Annotated in this window: 7 protein-coding genes; 5 read left to right on the top strand and 2 right to left on the bottom strand. The window is 46.9% G+C overall.

Annotation, left to right across the window (positions count from 1 at the left end; genetic code table 11):
- Positions 1–49: 49 nt before the first annotated feature.
- On the bottom strand, positions 50–955 hold the full coding sequence (locus BTO09_RS03795; protein WP_087523399.1) for a NifU family protein: 906 nt from the start codon (positions 953–955) through the stop codon (positions 50–52).
- Between the two features lie 340 nt (positions 956–1,295).
- Between BTO09_RS03795 and BTO09_RS03790 the strand changes: the two genes are divergently transcribed.
- From BTO09_RS03790 to BTO09_RS03780, 3 genes are all read left to right on the top strand, one after another.
- Positions 1,296–8,690 carry a choice-of-anchor L domain-containing protein gene (locus BTO09_RS03790; protein WP_087523398.1) on the top strand — a complete coding sequence of 2,465 codons (7,395 nt, stop codon included), beginning with the start codon at positions 1,296–1,298 and terminating at the stop codon, positions 8,688–8,690.
- Positions 8,691–8,798: 108 nt separating this feature from the next.
- Positions 8,799–15,395 (top strand): T9SS type B sorting domain-containing protein, encoded by a 6,597-nt coding sequence (locus tag BTO09_RS03785; protein ID WP_087523397.1) that lies wholly within the window; start codon positions 8,799–8,801, stop codon positions 15,393–15,395.
- Positions 15,396–15,399: 4 nt separating this feature from the next.
- The gene (locus tag BTO09_RS03780) at positions 15,400–16,398 is read left to right on the top strand and encodes a type IX secretion system membrane protein PorP/SprF (RefSeq protein WP_087523396.1); all 999 of its coding nucleotides are present in this window, start codon (positions 15,400–15,402) and stop codon (positions 16,396–16,398) included.
- A 46-nt stretch (positions 16,399–16,444) separates the two neighbouring features.
- Here BTO09_RS03780 and BTO09_RS03775 read toward each other — a convergent pair whose 3' ends face one another.
- Positions 16,445–17,611 (bottom strand): VWA domain-containing protein, encoded by a 1,167-nt coding sequence (locus tag BTO09_RS03775; RefSeq protein ID WP_198356532.1) that lies wholly within the window; start codon positions 17,609–17,611, stop codon positions 16,445–16,447.
- A gap of 254 nt (positions 17,612–17,865) precedes the next feature.
- On the opposite strand from BTO09_RS03775, the gene BTO09_RS03770 reads away from it, so the two are divergent.
- On the top strand, positions 17,866–20,058 hold the full coding sequence (locus tag BTO09_RS03770; protein ID WP_232454992.1) for a histidine kinase: 2,193 nt from the start codon (positions 17,866–17,868) through the stop codon (positions 20,056–20,058).
- On the top strand, positions 20,055–20,786 hold the full coding sequence (locus tag BTO09_RS03765; protein ID WP_087523393.1) for a LytTR family DNA-binding domain-containing protein: 732 nt from the start codon (positions 20,055–20,057) through the stop codon (positions 20,784–20,786). Before BTO09_RS03770 ends, BTO09_RS03765 begins: the two co-directional genes overlap by 4 nt.
- Position 20,787 lies beyond the last annotated feature (1 nt).

Below are 20,787 nucleotides of genomic sequence, written 5' to 3'. Positions count from 1 at the left end.
CTAGGGCTTAAATTTTATACGAGATGTATTTGGTCGAAAAAAGTGGTTTTTAACCGTTAATGGCTTCTACGTAAGATACCTTTCCTTGGAGCATTTCTCGCAACATGGTCTCAATACCATTCTTTAAGGTCACGGTACTAGAAGGGCAACCACTGCAGGCTCCTTGCAGAATAACTTTCACCGTTTTGGTGTTAGCATCATAAGAATCAAAAGCGATGTTTCCGCCATCTCCTGCTACCGCGGGCTTTACATACTCATCCAAGATCTCCACGATCTCTTTGGAAATGCCTTCTAGCTCTTGTGGTTTTACGGGTACGATCTTTTCTTCGGTCTGCCGCTCCTCGGTCAAGATCGCATCGTCTAAAATGGTCTTGCCTTGAGCAACATACTGAGTTATGAAGTCACGCAATTCTTGAGTTACTTCTTGCCACTCAATTCCGTCGAGTTTCATAATAGAAATATAATTCCCGCTCATAAAGACCTCTTTCACAAATGGAAAACGGAACAAGCGCAAGGCTAAAGGTGCATTCTTTGCAGATTCCAAGGTCTTGAATTCGTAAGTATCGTTCACCAAGGTCTTGTTGGCTACGAACTTCATTACCGAAGGGTTCGGAGTTACCTCGGCATAGACCGAAACAGGTACATTCTTTGGAGCTTCTGCTTTAGTTATCACGGGTTTTCCTGAATCTAAATAGGCAGCGATCTGCTCTGCTACTTGGTCCTGTACATCGGCCCACTCCACAATGTTGTAGCGTTCAATAGCCACAAAGTTCTGAGATACATAAACGGTCTTTACAAAAGGCAAGAAGAACAACTCTTTAGCCAGAGGACTGCGCCCGGCTTGATCTATATTCGCAAATTCAAAACTTTCCGACTGTGTCAAGAAGGTATCTGTAACAAATTTGACTATAGTGGGTTGCGAAGTTGGTTCTATTGTAACGCGACGAGTTTCCATCAGAAATTATTTTTTGCAAAATTACGAAATGCCTCCCTTGTAATTCAATTTTTAGACTTAATTCGATGCCGATTTCATGTAGATTTTACATATCGGATCTCTCTTTAAAACGAAACACTGAACTTTAATGAAAAGCTTGAATGTTAAATAATTCGGGTTTTTTGTGTTTAAACTGTTCTATATGTAACGGTTAAGCAAAAGTGGGTTTAAGAATATTCAGCTTTTTTCCCCGTTTTAGCGGCTGATTTTATTGCGATTGTCAATATATCTCAGTTACTTGCAAGGCTCCTTTACCCTCAGGGTCAGGGCCTGCCGTTATAACTAACAACCGACCAACGCGATGAAAAAGCTCTTATTTCCCCTCTTTTTCCTCCTGGCTACGCTATATGGTTTTTCGCAAACCATTGTCATGCAGGATGGTACTTTCAACACCTGCACAGGAACATTTGTCGATTCTGGTGGAACAGCTGCTCCCTACGGTAACAGTGAAGATTTCACCATAACGCTTTGTCCAGACACAGCTGGAATGGCAATTACTTTGGATTTTAGCGTCTTTGCCACAGAAACAGGAGGCGATGTAATGACCATTTACGACGGCCCAGACACTACGGGTACGGTAATAGGTTCGTTTAGCGGCCCAACTTCTCCGGGAACAGTTTATACGAGCCCTGCTACTACAACGGGTTGTTTAACTATACGATTTCAGTCTAATGCGGTGGTCTTTGGAGCCGGTTGGGAAGCTGCCATTAGCTGTATTTTGCCTTCGGATATTCCCTTATCCCCCTTTATTAATGTAGATACCACCACCTATACGGTTCAAGAGCTGGTAGAAGATATTTTGATCGATAGTCCTTGTGCCGAGAGTTCGAATTATACCTCAAGTACCGGAACCGATTTTGGCGATGTGAACGGGATTGGTTATTTCAACGCTGAGGGGAGTGGTTTTCCATTTGCAGAGGGAGTTATATTGACTACGGGGTCTGCAGAGGAGGCAGAAGGCCCTAACGATGAGATCCTAGGAGCGGGAGGTTGGCCAGGTGATGCGGACTTAGCTGCAATTTTAGGCATCCCACTTGGAGAACTTAACAATGCTTCTTACATCCAATTTGACTTTGTGCCTTCTATTCCCGAGATCGCTTTTGATTTTATTTTCGCTTCGGAGGAGTACAATCAGAATTTCGAATGTAGCTTTTCGGATTCCTTTGCGTTTATCTTGACCAACACAGCTACTGGTGTGGTGGAGAATCTGGCAGTTTTGCCCGGAACGGCAATTCCTATTCAGGTAACCAACATCAGGCCCGAAGTTCCTGGTTTTTGTGCGGCGGTCAATGAGATCTATTTTGATACGTATAACTTTTTACCCTTTGCAGACGAGACCACAGCCCCGATTGATTTTAATGGGCAAACCACAGTGCTTACCGCGATGGGAATGGTTACTCCAGGCGATCCCTACAACATAAAACTGGTTATTGCAGACAATCAAGACGACTTGTACGACGCAGCTGTATTTATAGAAGCGGGTAGTTTTGACATCGATATTAATTTAGGAGACGATATTTTGATCTCGGACGGATCTGCGCCTTGCGAGGGCGAGACCATTGCCTTGAGTTCTGGTGGAGGTTCTCCTGGAGCCACCTATCAGTGGTACATCTTTAACGATACAACAGGGGTTTTCGATCCAATTCCTGGAGCAACTTTACCGACCATTGTCATTGATACTCCCGGACTTTATCGTTTGGAGGCGATCTTTGCCTCGGGTTGTACCGTATCCGACGAAGTACTTGTAGAATTCTTCCCAGCACCGGTGCCGGGTATTCCGGATCCGCTTACCATTTGCGATGACGACAACGACGGTTTTGCCGATTTCACCTTAACCGATGCCGATGCGCAGATCATCGATGGTGCAACCGGGGTTAGTGTTCGTTACTATCTTAACACAGCCGATGCAGAAGCCGGTGGAACAGGAACAGCTTTGGCGAGCCCTTACACCAACATTACTAACCCACAAACGGTCTATGCGCGATTGGAAAACGATATTACGCGTTGTTTCAATATAGTCGAGCTAGAGCTCATAGTTTACGACACTCCTGTCTTGGCAGATCCTATTCCAAACTTTGTGGTCTGTGACGATGATACCGACGGCTTTTTTGTCTTCGATCTCACTTCTTGGGATACCCAAGTCACTGCAGATCCTACCGATCTCACCATCAATTATTACGAAACATTAGCAGATGCAGACGCGGCTACTTCGCCAATTACGCCAGCAGATGCTTACACCAATGTAAGCAATCCGCAGACCATATATGTCCGCTTAGAGAACACAGACGGTTGTTCTATAGTTGGGCAATTTGATCTGATCATCAATCCGCTACCTGTTTATACGCCACCAGTCAATTATGAGCTTTGTGACTATGACGATGTGCTAGACGATTCCACCGAATTTGATCTAAGTACTGTAACCACGGCCATGACGGCAGACGATCCTTTACTCAACGTGAGTTACTACTTAACCTTGGCAGATGCAGAAGCCGGTGCTCCGGCCTTGCCATTGTTGTATACCAATACCACTAACCCGCAGACCATCTGGACGCGTATAGAAGTTGCTGCGACAGGCTGTTTTGTGATCGAGTCTTTTGATCTGGTTGTCTTGGACACGCCATTTGCGAATCCTCCGGTCTCGCTTAAGGAATGTGATACCGACACGGATGGGATCGATGAGTTTGATCTTACCCAGGCCGATGCCGATATTATTGGTGGTCAAACTGGGGTCTTTGTAAACTACTATTTCACCTTGGCAGAAGCAGAAGCTGGAGATCCGGCCACAGCGCTACCAAGTCCGTATACCAATGTTACAAGTCCTCAAACGGTCTATGCCAGAATTGAAAATGCGGTTACGGGTTGTTATGATGTTACCGAGTTGGAACTGATCGTGATCTTGGCAACTCCACTTCCAACCTATGAACTTTGCGACGACGATGTAGCAGACGGATTCACCGTATTTGATCTTACTCTTTGGGATTTTGAGATCGCTGCGGATCCGACAGGGCTAGATATCACTTACCATGAGACTGCTGCGGATGCCTCCGCAGGAACCCCTGCAATCACTCCGGCAGATGCGTATACGAACACTTCCAATCCGCAGACCATCTATGTGCGAGTAGTTAATTCAGACGGTTGTGTGACCATTGGTCTCTTTGATCTTGAAGTATTACCGCTTCCTATTTTTACGCCGCCTACACCTTTGGGTATTTGTGACGATGCTGTTCTAGACGGTTTTGCGCCTTTTGACCTCACGGTAAAGGATCCGGAGATCACCGGGGGAGATCCAACGCTAAGTGTAACTTATTATTTAACAGAGGCCGATGCCGATGCAGCAACAGGAGCATTGGTTTCTCCTTACACCAATACTTCGAACCCGCAGATCATCTATGCGAGAATTGACGATAGTACTACCGGCTGTCATGATACGACACCGATGGAACTTATTGTTTACGCTCCACCGACAGCCTTCCCGCCAACACCATTGGAGCGTTGTGATAATGATGCAGACGACGTGGCCTTGTTCGATCTGACCCTTGCAGATGCAGACATTATCGGTGGGCAACCTGATGTATTTGTGAACTACTATTTGACCTTAGCTGAGGCTGAGGTTGGAGATCCGGCAACTGCCTTAGTTTCTCCATATGCGAACGTTTCCAATCCGCAGATCGTTTTTGCGCGTATTGAGAATTCGATCACCGGATGTTTCTCTACTACGGAGTTGGAACTTATAGTGCTTCCAGCAACAGATATTGGAACTTTTGATCGTATTGAACTTTGCGACGACCCAATAGCCGACGGTTCTACGACCTTTGATCTTACTATTTACGATACTGTAGTTGTTCCAGACCCGACAGGGCTTACCATTACTTATCATACCACACCTGGAGATGCTGCCGTAGGAGCTGCGCCAATCACTCCAGCAGATGCTTATAACAATGTCACCAATCCGCAGACCATCTATGTGCGTACTGAAGATTCAAAAGAATGTGTGCAATTGGGACAGTTCGATCTATTTGTAATCGCCAGACCGCTCTTTACGGTGCCTACACCATATGCGCTTTGTGAGGATGATGTGATAGATGGCTTTACAGAGTTCGATCTTACCGTAAATAACCTAGAGATCATAGATGGGAATCCGTTCTATTCTGTGCAGTATTACTTTAGTGATGCTGATGCTGAGGCAGGGGTGGATCCACTGCCGCCTATTTATACCAATGTGGTGAACCCACAGATCATCTACGTTCGTGTCGATGATTCTTCTACGGGTTGCTACGGAGTGCAACCTTTGGAGTTGATCGTAGTGAATCCTGATGCCGCTATGACGCCCGAACCACTGACGTATTGCGACCCTGATAATGACGGTTTTGGTGAATTCAACCTAGAAGATGCAACCTTAGAAATTACTGGTGGCGACCCAACACTTACGGTTAGCTATCACGAAACAGAGGCTAATGCTGAAAGCGGATTGCTTCCACTTTCAAGTCCTTACAACAATATCGTATTTGGAACTCAGACCATCTATGCAAGAGTGGAAACTCCTTTGGTAGAAGATTGTTTTGTCATCGTGGAACTCCAACTGATCGTCTTAGACACGCCTCAGATCGCAGATCCTGAGCCGTTACTGGCCTGTGACGACAACGACGATGGCATAGTGGTGTTTGACCTAACGGTTAAAGACCCAGAGATCTTGGACGGTTTGGACCCTGCGGACTATACGGTAGAATACTATGAGGATGCGGCCTTCACTTCGCTGATCGCTCCTGCTACGGCCTATACGAACTTGACCAACCCACAGACGGTCTTTGTATTGGTTACCGACAACACGAATTTGTGTACGGCAACCACGACCTTAGAGCTGATTGTAAACTTCCCACCGGAGGTTTTCCCACCGGCGCCTTTGGAGCTTTGTGATGTGAATAATCCGGGCGATGAGGTTGAGGAGTTTGACTTGGAGTTGGCTACCCCAGAGATCACAGGAGGCGACACTTCTTTGATAGTGACCTACCACGAGACGGCCGCGGATGCAGACACGGGAGACAACCCACTTACGAGTCCCTACACCAATACGAGCAACCCACAGACGATCTACGTACGGGTAGAGGATCCAGACACGGGCTGTTTTGTAAGCGATGTGGTTACCTTAGACTTACGCGTAAACCCACAACCGAGTCCAACCCCAGATCCTACTCCAATAGAGATCTGTGATGCGGACAACGACGGTTTTGTAGACAATTTTATACTCACCGATAGAGACGTAGAGATCATTAACGGAGAGCCGGATGTAGTGGTGAGCTACCACGAGACCTTGGCAGACGCGCAGGCCGATCTATTCCCACTTAGCTCGCCCTATGCGAACATTGTGGCCTACAGCCAGATCGTATACGCTAGAGTAGAAAACACTCTAACGGGCTGCTTTACCATTGTAGAGCTAGAGCTTATTGTACTGAACTCCCCAGAGCTACCTCTGGAGATCGAAGACTATGTGATCTGTGACGACGACGATGACGGCATCGCGGTGTTTGATCTAACCACCAAGGATCCGGAGATCTACGGCAGCCAAGACCCAGCGACGCTGGATCTTACTTATCACCTAAGCGAGGCAGATGCCTTGGCTGGGGTGATGCCAATAGTAACGCCAGCGGCCTTTGTGAACACGACCAATCCGCAGACGATCTGGGTACGCTTATTTGACCCAGTAACGGGCTGCGCGAGTGTGGGTAGCTTTGAGCTGATTGTGAGCTTGCCACCGGTTATTGCAGCGCCAGGCGATCTGGATGCTCTGGAGCGTTGTGACGATGAGACCGCAGACGGTTTTGCAAGTTTTGATCTGACTCAGGCAGAAGACGACATTACCCTAGGAGCTCCAGGCTTACTGGTACAGTACTACACCACAGAGATGGACGCTCAGGACGATACCAACGCCATTGACCCAGCTACGGACTACACCAACACGGTGAACCCACAGACGATCTGGGTACGAGTAACGGACGGGGACACGGGCTGTGTGTCGTTCACTACCTTAACGATACGGGTATTGCCTAATCCATCACCGAACACGGATCCAGATCCGATAGAGGTTTGTGATGAAGTAACGGTAGGCGATGGGATAGAGGTTATAGACCTAACCCAAAGAGAGGCAGAGATCATAGGCGGAGAGCCAGGAGTATCGGCGAGTTATTATGAAACTGAGGCCGATGCTACACTAGGCGATCCACTCTTGGCCATAGCCGATCCGACGGCCTACAGCAATATAGAGACACCACAGATCATCTGGGTACGCATTACTAACGATACCACAGGTTGCTTTACCTTGGTAGAGTTACCGATTATAGTGCACCCACTACCGGAGGCTCCGGAGGTGAGTGATTATATCATCTGTGAGGTAGCCACCGACGGGGTAGCGACCTTTGATCTAAACACGAAGCTCCCAGAGATCCTAGGTGGACAAGATCCAACGGACTTGGAGATCACCTTCCACGAGGTAGAGGCCGATGCCGATGCAGGCATCAACGCCATTGCCACGCCAGAGGCCTTTGTGAATGTGACCAACCCACAGACGATCTATGTACGCATTACCAATACGGTAACGGGCTGTTACTCGGCCACGCAGAGCTTTAACATAGAGGTTAGAGAAGGCGCCACGGCCACTGCGCCAGCAGCGGTGTACCGCATTTGTGATAATGTAGGCGACGGCACGGACGGCATCGGAGAGTTTACCCTATCTACCCAAGATGCAGAGATACTGGGCGGACAAGATCCGGTGATCTATGTGGTTAGCTACCACGCCAGTGATGCAGACGCCACTACGGGAGACAATGCACTACCGGACAGCTATATCAATACAGAGAACCCACAGGTGATCTGGGCCCGAGTGACCAATACGGACACGGGCTGTTTTGCCATCACCACACTCACCCTAGAGGTATCACCACTACCGGTGATCAGCTTGGAGGACAGTTACAGACTGTGTGTGGATGAGTTTGGCAATCCGATCCAGAACGAATCGGGCGAAGCTTCACCACCGGTACTAAACACGGGCCTTAGTGATCTGGACTATACTTTTGAGTGGTTCTTAAACGGCAATCCATTGCCAGAGACCACTTCGAGCATTGTAGCCAGAGCAGGAGGAACTTATACGGTTATTGCAACGGAGACCACCAGCGGCTTGGGATGTAGTGCAGAGGCCTCGACCACGGTAACGGTATCCTCGCCACCGACCACATTCAGTGCCGAGGTGATCACCAACGCCTTTGCAGACGATCATCAGATCCAGGCGGAGGCTAGCGGACTGGGCGTGTACTTCTTCCAGTTGGATGACGGGCCGCTGCAGGAGAGTGGTTTGTTCACCAATGTGAGTCCGGGAGATCATATAGTGACCATAGTGGATCAGAACGGATGCGGAAGCGTGAGTATCCCGGTGGGCGTGATCGACTATCCGCTGTTCTTCACCCCGAACCAAGACGGCTATCACGATACGTGGAACATCATAGGAATAGCGAGCAATCCGACGGCGCAGATCTATATCTACGATCGCTTCGGAAAGTTACTCAAGCAGCTAAGTCCACTGGGTCCAGGCTGGGATGGAACCTACAACGGAAACCCGATGCCATCTAGCGACTACTGGTTCCAGGTGATCTATGAGGAAGACGGTGTAAATAAAGAGTTTAGAGGCCACTTTAGCTTGAAAAGGTAATACTTGGTCCAGAAATATGTTAATAAAAGGTGTTAGTCATAGATTTTGTTTAACTTTTGCCTTCGTGCCGAAGAATGATCGATATATTTGAAAGCTAAACTACCTACCATGAAAAAGCTTGTTTTACTCCTCTTTTTCTGTCTTTCTTATGTTGGTTGGTCCCAGACCATCTTAATGCAAGACGGAACCTTCAATACTTGTATTGGAAATTTTACGGACTCCGGAGGAACCGCTGGTGCTTATTCTAACAATGAAGATTTTACAATAACGCTTTGTTCAGATATTCCTGGGCTTGGAATTGAATTGGATTTTACCGCTTTCAATTTGGCCGTAGGAGATTTTATGGAGATCTATGACGGTCCTTCCACAGCCTCTCCGCTGATAGGTACTTTTACCGGAGCAGCTAGTCCTGGCTTTGTAGAGACTACAGATGTATCCGGATGCCTTACGATACGCTTTGTTTCTGATGCTGTGATTTTCGGTGCCGGATGGAATGCCAATATCAGCTGTTGTCAGTTGGTGACTGCCAACTGGGATGGATCCACCCCTGCCGACGTTGGCGGCGTTATTGTGGCCGATCCTTTAGATGTGATCACATTTAACGGAAGTGGAACTTTCGGTGTGGACGGTACTGGAGCAACTTATAATTGGGATTTTGGTGATGGTGCCACAGACACTGGAACAACGGTAAACCACGCATATGCTGCCAATGGAATTTACGATGTTACTTTAACGGTTACCGATGCTTCTGGTTGTTCTAGTTCTAATGATATTAATATTCAATGTATCATAGGTAATGGTGATTTAGAAGCCATGATGGTGGGCGATGTTGCCTTTGCACGTGGTTCTTATATGGAGGTAGGACTTGCTCAAAATGGAGTCTTTGGAGCTCCGGCCGGTTTGGCTCCGCCCTTTTTCCACGACCCGAGAGATATTGGAAACAATCTTTTTGGATACATAGCAAACCCACAACGTGACGGCTGGGTAGATTATGACGGTTGTTATTTCACGCCAGGTTCTCCGGAGGAGGGCTTTGCGATCGAGATAGACGGTATTGCCTATAATAATAACAGGGCTTCGACTGGTTCACCGCCACCAATTTTTGATATTCCAGGGGCTATTACCTCCGCAGGAATTGAAGCCGACCCTTGTAGTGGGGAGCTGGCGGTTATCAATTGGTCTGGTCAGATAGACGATATTCGCATAGATCGCCGTGTTATTGTGACTGGTTTTGGACTCTTTATTCAGATGGAGACCATACTTACCAATATTGGAGCGACACCTAAGAACGATATCTTTTGGATGCACAATGTGGATCCAGACAACAACCAATCAATTAACGGAAGTTTTACTACCGATAACGAGATCATCGCCCAAGCAGATGCACTCGATCCAATTGCATTTGTATGTGCATTTCAAGATCCACTTGCAGCCTCTGAACCTGACGCAGACGGTTCCAATGTGTGTTTTTATGCCAGTGACAACAGATCAAGAGTGACCTTTGGAGGATTTGCGAACAGAGACCCTTCTGATATCTGGAATGGAATTGGTTTTACACAAACCGAAGGAGCGACCAATACTGCAGATGAAGCTATCTCGATAGCCTTTAATATTGGTACCTTGAATCCAGGGGAATCGCAATCTTTTGTGTACTGGTACACCTTTGCCGACTTTACCGGAACAGGAATTGTAACCACTCCTTCTTTGATTCGATTTACCGGAACCAATCCTACAGCTTGTGGGGCTAGCGATGGATTCATTACCATTACCAATTTGGTTCCTTCTACAACATATGATGTAACCTACGAGGACGACGGTGTTCCAGTTGGTCCACTTTCTCTAACCTCTGACGCAGTTGGAAATATAGTCATTGCCGGATTAGATGCAGGCGTTTACGATATGTTCGCGCTGACCAATGCCTTGGGTTGTGATTTTATGGCTGCAGATGTAGTAACATTGATAGATCCAGGTGCTCCATTGTACGCGGTTACACCAACACAACCAACTGGTTGTACCGCCGATGGTACTTTGGCATTCTCAGGTTTGGCGGCTTCTACAACTTATGACGTCACCTACACTGTAGACGGGGTAACAGTTGGTCCTGTTAGCTATACTACGGATGCTGCAGGGGAGTTTATCATCACTGGTTTAGATCAAGGAACTTATACCTTGATCAATGTGTCTCTCGGGGGTTGTGATTCTTTCGATGGAGGTACTTACATTTTGACCTATCCAGGCTTTGCCTTTACGGTTACTACTACAGATCCAGCCACCTGTACTCCAGATGGAACCTTGACCATTGCTGGCTTGAATCCATCCGAAGCATATGATATTACTTACACTGTAGATGGTGTAGTTGTAGGGCCTGTGACCTACACCACTGATGCCTCTGGAAATATTATTATCACTGGCCTTCCGCAAGGAACATATACCGATGTTACTGTGGAACAAGGGGCCTGTTCTATTGTCGATCCAGGGCCGTATACAATTACCTACCCACCGATCACCTTTACGGTAGCGACCACAGATCTTGTGCTTTGTGATTCTGACGGGGCTCTTACTTTAAGTGGTCTAGATCCATCAACAACCTATTTTATCACCTATACTGTAGACGGAGTAGTGGTTGGGCCAGTTGCCTATACTTCTGATGCCACTGGAGTCATTGTTGTAGGCGGATTAGACGATGGAACTTACACGGATATTACGGTTGAATCTACACCTTGTGTTACTGTAGATCCGGGGCCGTATGTTCTAAACGATCCTATTTTAACCCCTGCAGTTAGTGTTACCGACTCCACAATTTGTGGCCCGGGTGGTACTATTACGGTTACAGGGCTTACTGCTGGTTTTACCTATGATATTGGCTATACCTTAGACGGGACGCCTATAGCGGCGGTAGCTTTTACTGCGGATGCTACAGGTACAGTTGTTGTTGGAGGTGTTTTAGCCGGAACAGTGACAGATGTAACCATTACTTTAAACGACTGTTCAGAAGTTATCCCGGGACCTTTTGTGATCAATAACCCACCAGATCCGGTACCGGTAGATCCGGAACCTTATGTGCTTTGTGATACTGGAGTTGCCGATGGTTTCACGGAATTTGACTTAACGGTTAAGATCCCAGAGATTACTGGTGGAGCTGTGGATCTTGCTGTAAGTTTTTATTTGACATTGGCCGATGCAGATACAGGTACTGCACCGCTTCCGACTTTATATACCAATGTAACGAACCCACAAACTATCTACGTTCGCGTAGAATCGGTTACAACAGGGTGTTATGCAACTACAACTTTAGACTTAGAGGTTTTAGATGCGCCGACCGCGATTACTCCAACGCCTTTGGAGTATTGTGATCCTGACAATGATGGCTTCGGAGTCTTTACCTTAGAAGATGCTACATTGGAGATTACTGGTGGAGCTACTGATGTCATTGTGACCTATCACGAGACCTTCGCAGACGCGACAAATGGTGTGCTGCCATTAACGAGTCCGTATAACAATATTGTGTTTGGTACACAAACGGTATATGCACGTGTTGAAAATGCAGTGACTACGGGTGATGCCTGTTTCAATATTGTAGAGTTAGTCTTGATCGTCTTAGACACGCCACAGATCGTAGATCCGGAGCCCTTACTGGCTTGTGATGACAACGACGATGGCATAGTGGTGTTTGACCTAACGGTGAAGGACCCAGAGATCTTGGACGGTTTGGACCCTGCGGACTATACGGTAGAATACTATGAGGATGCGGCCTTCACTTCGCTGATCGCTCCTGCTACGGCCTATACGAACTTGACCAACCCACAGACGGTCTTTGTATTGGTTACCGACAACACGAATTTGTGTACGGCAACCACGACCTTAGAGCTGATTGTAAACTTCCCACCGGAGGTTTTCCCACCGGCGCCTTTGGAGCTTTGTGATGTGAACAATCCGGGCGACGAGGTTGAGGAGTTTGACTTGGAGTTGGCCACCCCAGAGATCACAGGAGGCGACACTTCGCTGATAGTGACCTACCACGAGACGGCCGCGGATGCAGACACGGGAGACAACCCACTGACGAGTCCCTACACCAACACGAGCAACCCACAGACGATCTACGTACGGGTAGAGGATCCAGACACGGGCTGTTTTGTAAGCGATGTGGTTACCTTAGACTTACGCGTAAACCCACAACCGAGTCCAACCCCAGATCCTACTCCAATAGAGATCTGTGATGCGGACAACGACGGTTTTGTAGATAGTTTTATACTCACCGATAGAGACGTAGAGATCATTAACGGCGAGCCGGATGTAGTGGTGAGCTACCACGAGACCTTGGCAGACGCGCAGGCCGATCTGTTCCCACTTAGCTCGCCTTATGCGAACATTGTGGCCTACAGCCAGATCGTATACGCTAGGGTAGAGAACACCCTAACAGGCTGCTTTACCATTGTAGAGTTGGAGCTTATTGTACTGAATTCCCCAGAGCTACCTCTGGAGATCGAAGACTATGTGATCTGTGACGACGACGATGACGGCATCGCGGTGTTTGATCTAACCACCAAAGATCCGGAGATCTACGGCAGCCAAGACCCAGCGACGCTGGATCTTACTTATCACCTAAGCGAGGCAGACGCCTTGGCCGGGGTGATGCCAATAGTAACGCCAGCGGCCTTTGTGAACACGACCAATCCGCAGACGATCTGGGTACGCTTATTTGACCCAGTAACGGGCTGCGCGAGTGTGGGTAGCTTTGAGCTGATTGTGAGTCTACCGCCGGTTATTGCAGCGCCAGGCGATCTGGATGCTTTGGAGCGTTGTGACGATGAGACCGCAGACGGTTTTGCAAGTTTTGATCTGACTCAGGCAGAAGACGACATTACCCTAGGAGCTCCAGGCTTACTGGTACAGTACTACACCACAGAGATGGACGCTCAAGACGATACCAACGCCATTGACCCAGCTACGGACTACACCAACACGGTGAACCCACAGACGATCTGGGTACGAGTAACGGACGGTGACACAGGCTGTGTGTCGTTCACTACCTTAACGATACGGGTATTGCCTAATCCATCACCGAACACGGATCCAGATCCGATAGCGGTGTGTGATGAAGTAACGGTAGGCGATGGGATAGAGGTTATAGACCTAACCCAAAGAGAGGCAGAGATCATAGGCGGAGAGCCAGGAGTATCGGCGAGTTATTATGAAACTGAGGCCGATGCTAGGATAGGCGATCCACTCTTGGCCATAGCCGATCCGACGGCCTACAGCAATATAGAGACACCACAGATCATCTGGGTACGCATTACCAATGATACCACAGGCTGCTTTACCTTGGTAGAGTTACCGATTATAGTGCATCCACTACCGGAGGCTCCGGAGGTGAGTGATTATATCATCTGTGAGGTAGCCACCGACGGGGTAGCGACCTTTGATCTAAACACGAAGATCCCAGAGATCCTAGGCGGACAAGATCCTACAGACTTACAGGTGACCTTCCACGAGGTAGAGGCCGATGCCGATGCAGGCATCAACGCCATTGCCACGCCAGAGGCCTTTGTGAATGTGACCAACCCACAGACGATCTATGTACGCATTACCAATACGGTAACGGGCTGTTACTCGGCCACGCAGAGCTTTAACATCGAGGTTAGAGAAGGCGCCACGGCCACTGCGCCAGCAGCGGTGTACCGCATTTGTGATAATGTAGGCGACGGCACGGACGGCATCGGAGAGTTTACTCTCTCTACCCAAGATGCAGAGATACTGGGCGGACAAGATCCGGTGATCTATGTGGTTAGCTACCACGCCAGTGATGCAGACGCCACTACGGGAGACAATGCACTACCGGACAGTTATATCAACACAGAGAACCCACAGGTGATCTGGGCCCGAGTGACCAATACGGACACGGGCTGTTTTGCCATCACCACACTCACCCTAGAGGTATCACCACTACCGGTGATCAGCTTGGAGGACAGTTACAGACTGTGTGTGGATGAGTTTGGCAATCCGATCCAGAACGAATCGGGCGAAGCTTCCCCACCGGTACTAAACACGGGTCTTAGTGACCTGGACTATACTTTTGAGTGGTTCTTAAACGGCAATCCATTGCCAGAGACCACTTCGAGCATTGTAGCCAGAGCAGGAGGAACTTATACGGTTATTGCAACGGAGACCACCAGCGGCTTGGGATGTAGCGCAGAGGCCTCGACCACGGTAACGGTATCCTCGCCACCGACCACATTCAGTGCCGAGGTGATCACCAACGCCTTTGCAGACGATCATCAGATCCAGGCGGAGGCTAGCGGACTGGGCGTGTACTTCTTCCAGTTGGATGACGGGCCGCTTCAGGAGAGTGGTTTGTTCACCAATGTGAGTCCGGGAGATCATATAGTGACCATAGTGGATCAGAACGGATGTGGAAGCGTGAGTATCCCGGTGGGTGTGATCGACTATCCCCTGTTCTTCACCCCGAACCAAGACGGCTATCACGATACGTGGAACATCATAGGAATCGCCAGTAACCCTACGGCAAAAATTTATATATTTGACAGATTCGGAAAGTTACTCAAGCAGCTGAGTCCACTGGGTCCAGGCTGGGATGGAACCTACAACGGAAACCCGATGCCATCTAGCGACTACTGGTTCCAGGTGATCTATGATGAAGACGAAGTTGAAAAAGAATTTAGAGGACACTTTACCTTAAAAAGATAATTGCATGAACTTGAAGAAATTATCCCCAATTATTGCCCTACTTGTATGCGGTATAATGAACGCCCAGGAAGGAATTCCTGTGTATTCAGATTACCTATCGGACAATCTGTACCTACTGCATCCATCTATGGCGGGAGCTGCAAACAGCAATCAGATCAGGCTTTCTGCCAGACAGCAGTGGTTTGATCAGAATGATGCTCCGAATTTGCAGACCCTGGCCTTTAACGCCAGATTGGGAGATCAGTCGGGAATAGGAGCGATCTTATTCAATGACCAAAACGGATACCACGCTCAGACGGGTGGATACCTCACCTATGCACACCACATTATGTTTTCAAGATCTCCAGTGGATCTGAATCAGCTTTCCTTTGGATTGAGTGCGGGCTTGGTGCAATCTACCTTAGATGAAACAAATTTTGATCTCAATGACTTTGACCCTGTTATTGCGGGGATCATTCAAAGTTCGTCATACTTTAATGTAGACGTAGGAGCTTCTTATAACTTTTTAGATTTCTCTGCCCACTTTACGGTAAAGAACTTGATATTTAGAAACAGAGGATTGTTTTCTGAGGATTTCGAATCCGCAAACCAGAGACGTTATTTGCTATCTGCAGCCTATACCTTTGCTACGCGCTATACCGGGTGGACCTTTGAACCATCTACCTTGTTTCAGCTTACTGAGCGCACAGGTGAAAAGTTCGTAGACCTAAACTTTAAAGCCTATAAAGAAGTTGACTTTGGTCAGGTTTGGGGAGCATTGTCTTACCGCAGAAGTTTTGACGGAGCTGAATTCTTAGACGGTGTAAATATTGGCGATCAGAAACTGCAACTGATCACGCCTGTTGTAGGTGTGAACTACGGTCAATGGTTGTTTGCCTATACTTACTCTTATCAGATTGGAACGGTCCGATTTGATACCGGTGGTTTCCATCAGCTTACTGTAGGATTCGACTTTGGAAAACGCAGAGAAGAATACGATTGTAATTGTCCTGCGATCAACTAATAAAAAAAGCCCCGATGAGTCGGGGCTTTTTATTTTCTAAGAACGCTTATCGTTCCCAGGTATAGTTTTTCTTTTCCGCTTGTTTCTTAATAGCTTCCAACATGGCATTACCTAAGCCGTTGGTACCTTCTTCTTTTTGCTTTTCTGCTATGTAAAGACGTCGCTTTTCATTGAGCTTCTGGATCTCTTTCTGGATCTCAGCTCTCGCTGCTGCCTGTTTATCTACATACGCTTTTATCTCTGCTGCAGATTTACCTTTTAATTCCTCTGGCAAGTATTCTTCTTCGAGTTCTTCCAGTTCAAAATCTTCATCGGCCTCTAATGCATCTACAAGATCCCAAGTGGTATTCTTATACATGCCACTTCCTTTGCTTACAGTTCTACTTACGGCATTGGCTTTCCCATAGGATTCTGCATTGCTATCCTGTACGGCTTGTTGTTGTGCCTTTGCATAACCTACTTTGCCATAGCGCACATAGGTCTGATTGAGTTTGAGGTTCAATTGCAAGATCACATCGTCATAAGGAGAAGCAATGTGCACCGTGCGCTGGTTGTGGTCTATTGCCATATAGTCTCCATAAGTAAGATCTGCACCGTCCTTCCACTTGCTGTGTACACCTTGATTAAAATCTCCGCAAAAAATAGTGTTAACTACCACGCCTTTTTCTTTGGCATCTTGTGCGGCATCTTTATAACTCACTCGACCTTGAGTGAATGGCTCATTTCCTGCAATAAAGACCATTTTTAGGTCGTCTGCATCTTTACCCCAATCTAATTGATTTAAAGAGGTCTGAACTACCTGACCACAATATTCGCTTCCGCCATTGGTACTCAAAGAGAACAATTCTTTAGAGACTTCGTCCAGATCTTGGGTGAAGTTCAATACCTGTCTAATATGTCCTTCTTGACTCGGCAGGCCGTCGTTCCCATATTCGTAGAGTGCGATCTGCAAATTAGGTTGAACCGATTTACAGCGGGCATATGACAGTTCATTAACGATCTCCCAAAGCTGGGCCTTTGCTTGATCTATTAGACCATCCATAGAATTGCTCGTATCCAATAATAGCGCAACCTTAATGAAGTGTTTGTTAGGTTCCGTTTTTGGCAGCGGATTTGCTATTGCCAATTCGTTGTCGGTGTTGTTTACTTCTCCCTTACATGAAGGTAAAAGCATCACACTCAATAAACAGCTTGCTAATAAAATTCGTTTCATCTTGATATCATTTATTTTACTGCTGTAAAACTAACTGGGCGGGTAGCAAGGAAAAAGGCAGAATGAGGCAACTAGGCTATTCGATTAGGGAACTTCATTGCAGTTTTAGGCAAGTGGTCAATTTTGGCCTAATATTAGCATTTATGGTCACTGAGCAGTTTTCTTTACTGCTTAAAAAAGCCTAAGTTTACATCAATATGTCTGCTAGATACACATATATATTACTTTTTCTAGTGTTGCTTGGATTTAGTCCGATGAGCCTCGCTCAGGTCGATTCCAATAGCGATGGCAGAACGCGATTACAACCACGAGAGACCTTTATACTTAAAGGGAGCATCTTTGACGACGAATTGTTAGAGCCCATTAGCAATGCTAATATTGAAATTGCAGGAGGTGCATATACCACTACCGATGCTGCGGGCGATTTTAGCATTCGCGCGCGGGTGGGCGATCAATTAATAGTGACCAGCGATGCTTTTGAAACGGTTTACTACGAGATTCAGGATGATCAAAGTGTACGCATTTTAGTTAAAAAAGCCCCAGCTGCAGAACGCAGTGCCGTAAGCAAGAAAAAGCTCTCGTCTCGCCAACAAGGTTATGTCAATGTGTTTCCCAAGTATATGGATTCGGCCCGGATGTTTCTTAAACAAGATGCTAAAAAGAGTATCGAATTCGTGACACAAGCTTTAGAGTCCACAAGAGATCAACGCCCAACACCAGCTCAAAATGGAATTGCCTTTGAGACCTTAGGCGATATAAACGACTATTGGCTGCAACACGACCTGGCGGTAGAGAATTACAAGAGCAGTCTGCGTAGCTTACCAAAGATAGCCGTAGAGATCAAACTCGCTAGAACCTACCGAAATAACAAGAATCATCAAGAGAGTCTGCAGACCTATCAGCAGCTGTTGGACAAGAATTTGACCAATTATCAGACGGTAGAGGTCTACGAGGGTTTAGGAGACACCTATATTGCCATCGGGGATCTTGACAATGCAGTCGATAACTACCAGCGCGGTCTGCAAGTGGCCAAAGACCACTTGATCACTCCAAAGATCACTAATTTGAATTCCAAGATCGGAGAGGCCTATGCGGCGGCAGGTTCACCAAACATCGCTAATGATTATTTCGAAAATTCCTTGGAATTGGCTGCGGATGAGAGCGAAGTGCGATCGGCCAAGGAGCAGTCTAAGGTGGCAGATTTTTACAATGCCAACAGAGATTTTGATAAGGAGATCAAACTGCGTACAGAAACCTTGAGCATGCTCGATTCTTTGGATCTTTCTGTTATTAAATCCGAAGACGATGCAGCAGAGGATCTCACCCCACAAAGACAGAATTACAAAATTGCCAACGCTTTAGTGGCACAAGACAACTATCAGGCGGCCATACCGTATTTGGAAAAGAGTATCTCACAGGCAGATGCCAGTGGCGATCTTGTAGTGCAGAAAGATGCAACGCGAAAACTTTCGGAGATCTATCGCGATCTGGGGATGACCGAAAAGTCTGCTAGCAGTTACGAAAGCTACGTGGCTGTGGTAGATGAACTCTATCGCAGAAAAGAACAAGAGCTCTCTCAAGCGGCGCGTTTTAGCCGTGATATCGCCTTAAAGCAGAATCGGATCACCAGTTTGGAGAACGAACGTCAGCTCAACGAGTCCCGCTATAAATTGGCCTTTGAGAATCAGGAGTTGATAGAAAAGAATAACAAGGTGCAGAAGTGGATCATCGCTTCACTAGTAGCCTTGGCTCTGGTGCTTCTGGCCATGGCGTACTTTTTAAATAAAGGTATTCGTCAGCAAAAATACGCCAACAACCTCTTGGCCTTAAAGTCGCTGCGAACGCAGATGAATCCGCACTTTATTTTCAATGCGCTGAACTCGGTAAACAGTTTTATTGCCAACAATGACGAGCGGACAGCCAACAAATACCTTTCTGATTTTTCCAGACTGATGCGTTCTGTATTGGAGAACAGCGAAGAAGACTTTATTCCGCTTTCTAAAGAGATCGATCTGCTAAGTATCTACACCAAACTGGAGCATTTCAGATTCCAGGATAAATTCGATTACGAGATCATTTTAGACGAAAAGCTCAAGGTCGATGATTTTGTGATCCCACCCATGCTATTACAGCCATATATAGAAAATGCTGTCTGGCATGGCTTGCGATACAAAGAGACCAAGGGTAAACTAGAGATCCGCTTTGATCAAACAGATGCGGAAACCATTACTATAACCATTTCCGATAATGGAATTGGACGGCAAAGATCTAAGGCCTTAAAAACGGCCAATCAGAAGAAACAACAATCCAAGGGGATGGGGAACATTAAAAAACGCATCCAGATCCTGAATCAAATGTATAAAGACAAGGTAGACGTAACCGTTAGCGATCTGGAAACAGACGGCAGTGGAACCCGCGTGAGCCTAATTGTAAAGAAAGACAAATGACCTTAAAAGCCATCATAGTAGAAGACGAGGAAACCAGTAGAGAGATCCTTAGGAATTACCTGAAAAAGTACTGCCCAACGGTGGAATTGGTCGGAGAAGCTGCCGGGATAGACGAGGGATTGACTCTGATCAGGAATCACGAGTTAGATCTGGTCTTTCTCGATGTGGAAATGCCCTATGGCAACGCCTTTGATCTTTTAGATAAGGTAGGTGACAGAACCTTTGAAACGGTCTTTGTTACGGCCTATGATCACTACGCCATCGATGCCTTGAATGCCCATGCTTCTTATTATTTATTAAAGCCGATCTCTATTGATGAACTTATCAAGGCGGTAGACTACGTTACCGAGATCAAACTGCAAGAGGAGCGTTTGCAAGATCAAGTCTTAGTCCCATCTTCAAAGCAAGTACAGGGCAAGATCACTATTCCTTTGCAATCGGGTTTTGAGGTTTTAGCGGTAGATGATATCCTATATTGTCAGGCCGATGACAATTACACCCAGATCTATTTGGAAAAGGGCAAGAAACTGGTCAGCAAGACACTCAAGTACTTTGAAGATATTTTGGCCGAACAAGGTTTTGCGCGTATCCACAAGTCCTATTTGGTCAATGTGAACGCCGTGGTAGCCTACAATAAAGGAAAGGGTGGTAGTGTAGTGCTAAGCAATGGCAAAGAACTATTGGTCTCTGCCGCAAAGAAGTCCGCACTCTTGTCTTATTTTAAATAAC

This window comes from Gilvibacter sp. SZ-19, assembly GCF_002163875.1.
Taxonomy (GTDB): domain Bacteria; phylum Bacteroidota; class Bacteroidia; order Flavobacteriales; family Flavobacteriaceae; genus Gilvibacter.
This window is presented reverse-complemented; position numbering and strand designations above follow the sequence as displayed.

What these genes read in the sequence shown, in the direction of transcription:
- BTO09_RS03770 (WP_232454992.1), top strand. Translation starts at nt 17,866, where the DNA reads ATGAGCCTCGCTCAGGTCGATTCCAATAGCGATGGCAGAACGCGATTA.
- BTO09_RS03790 (WP_087523398.1), top strand. Translation starts at nt 1,296, where the DNA reads ATGAAAAAGCTCTTATTTCCCCTCTTTTTCCTCCTGGCTACGCTATAT.
- BTO09_RS03780 (WP_087523396.1), top strand. Translation starts at nt 15,400, where the DNA reads ATGAACTTGAAGAAATTATCCCCAATTATTGCCCTACTTGTATGCGGT.
- BTO09_RS03785 (WP_087523397.1), top strand. Translation starts at nt 8,799, where the DNA reads ATGAAAAAGCTTGTTTTACTCCTCTTTTTCTGTCTTTCTTATGTTGGT.
- BTO09_RS03795 (WP_087523399.1), bottom strand. Translation starts at nt 955, where the DNA reads ATGGAAACTCGTCGCGTTACAATAGAACCAACTTCGCAACCCACTATA.
- BTO09_RS03765 (WP_087523393.1), top strand. Translation starts at nt 20,055, where the DNA reads ATGACCTTAAAAGCCATCATAGTAGAAGACGAGGAAACCAGTAGAGAG.
- BTO09_RS03775 (WP_198356532.1), bottom strand. Translation starts at nt 17,611, where the DNA reads ATGAAACGAATTTTATTAGCAAGCTGTTTATTGAGTGTGATGCTTTTA.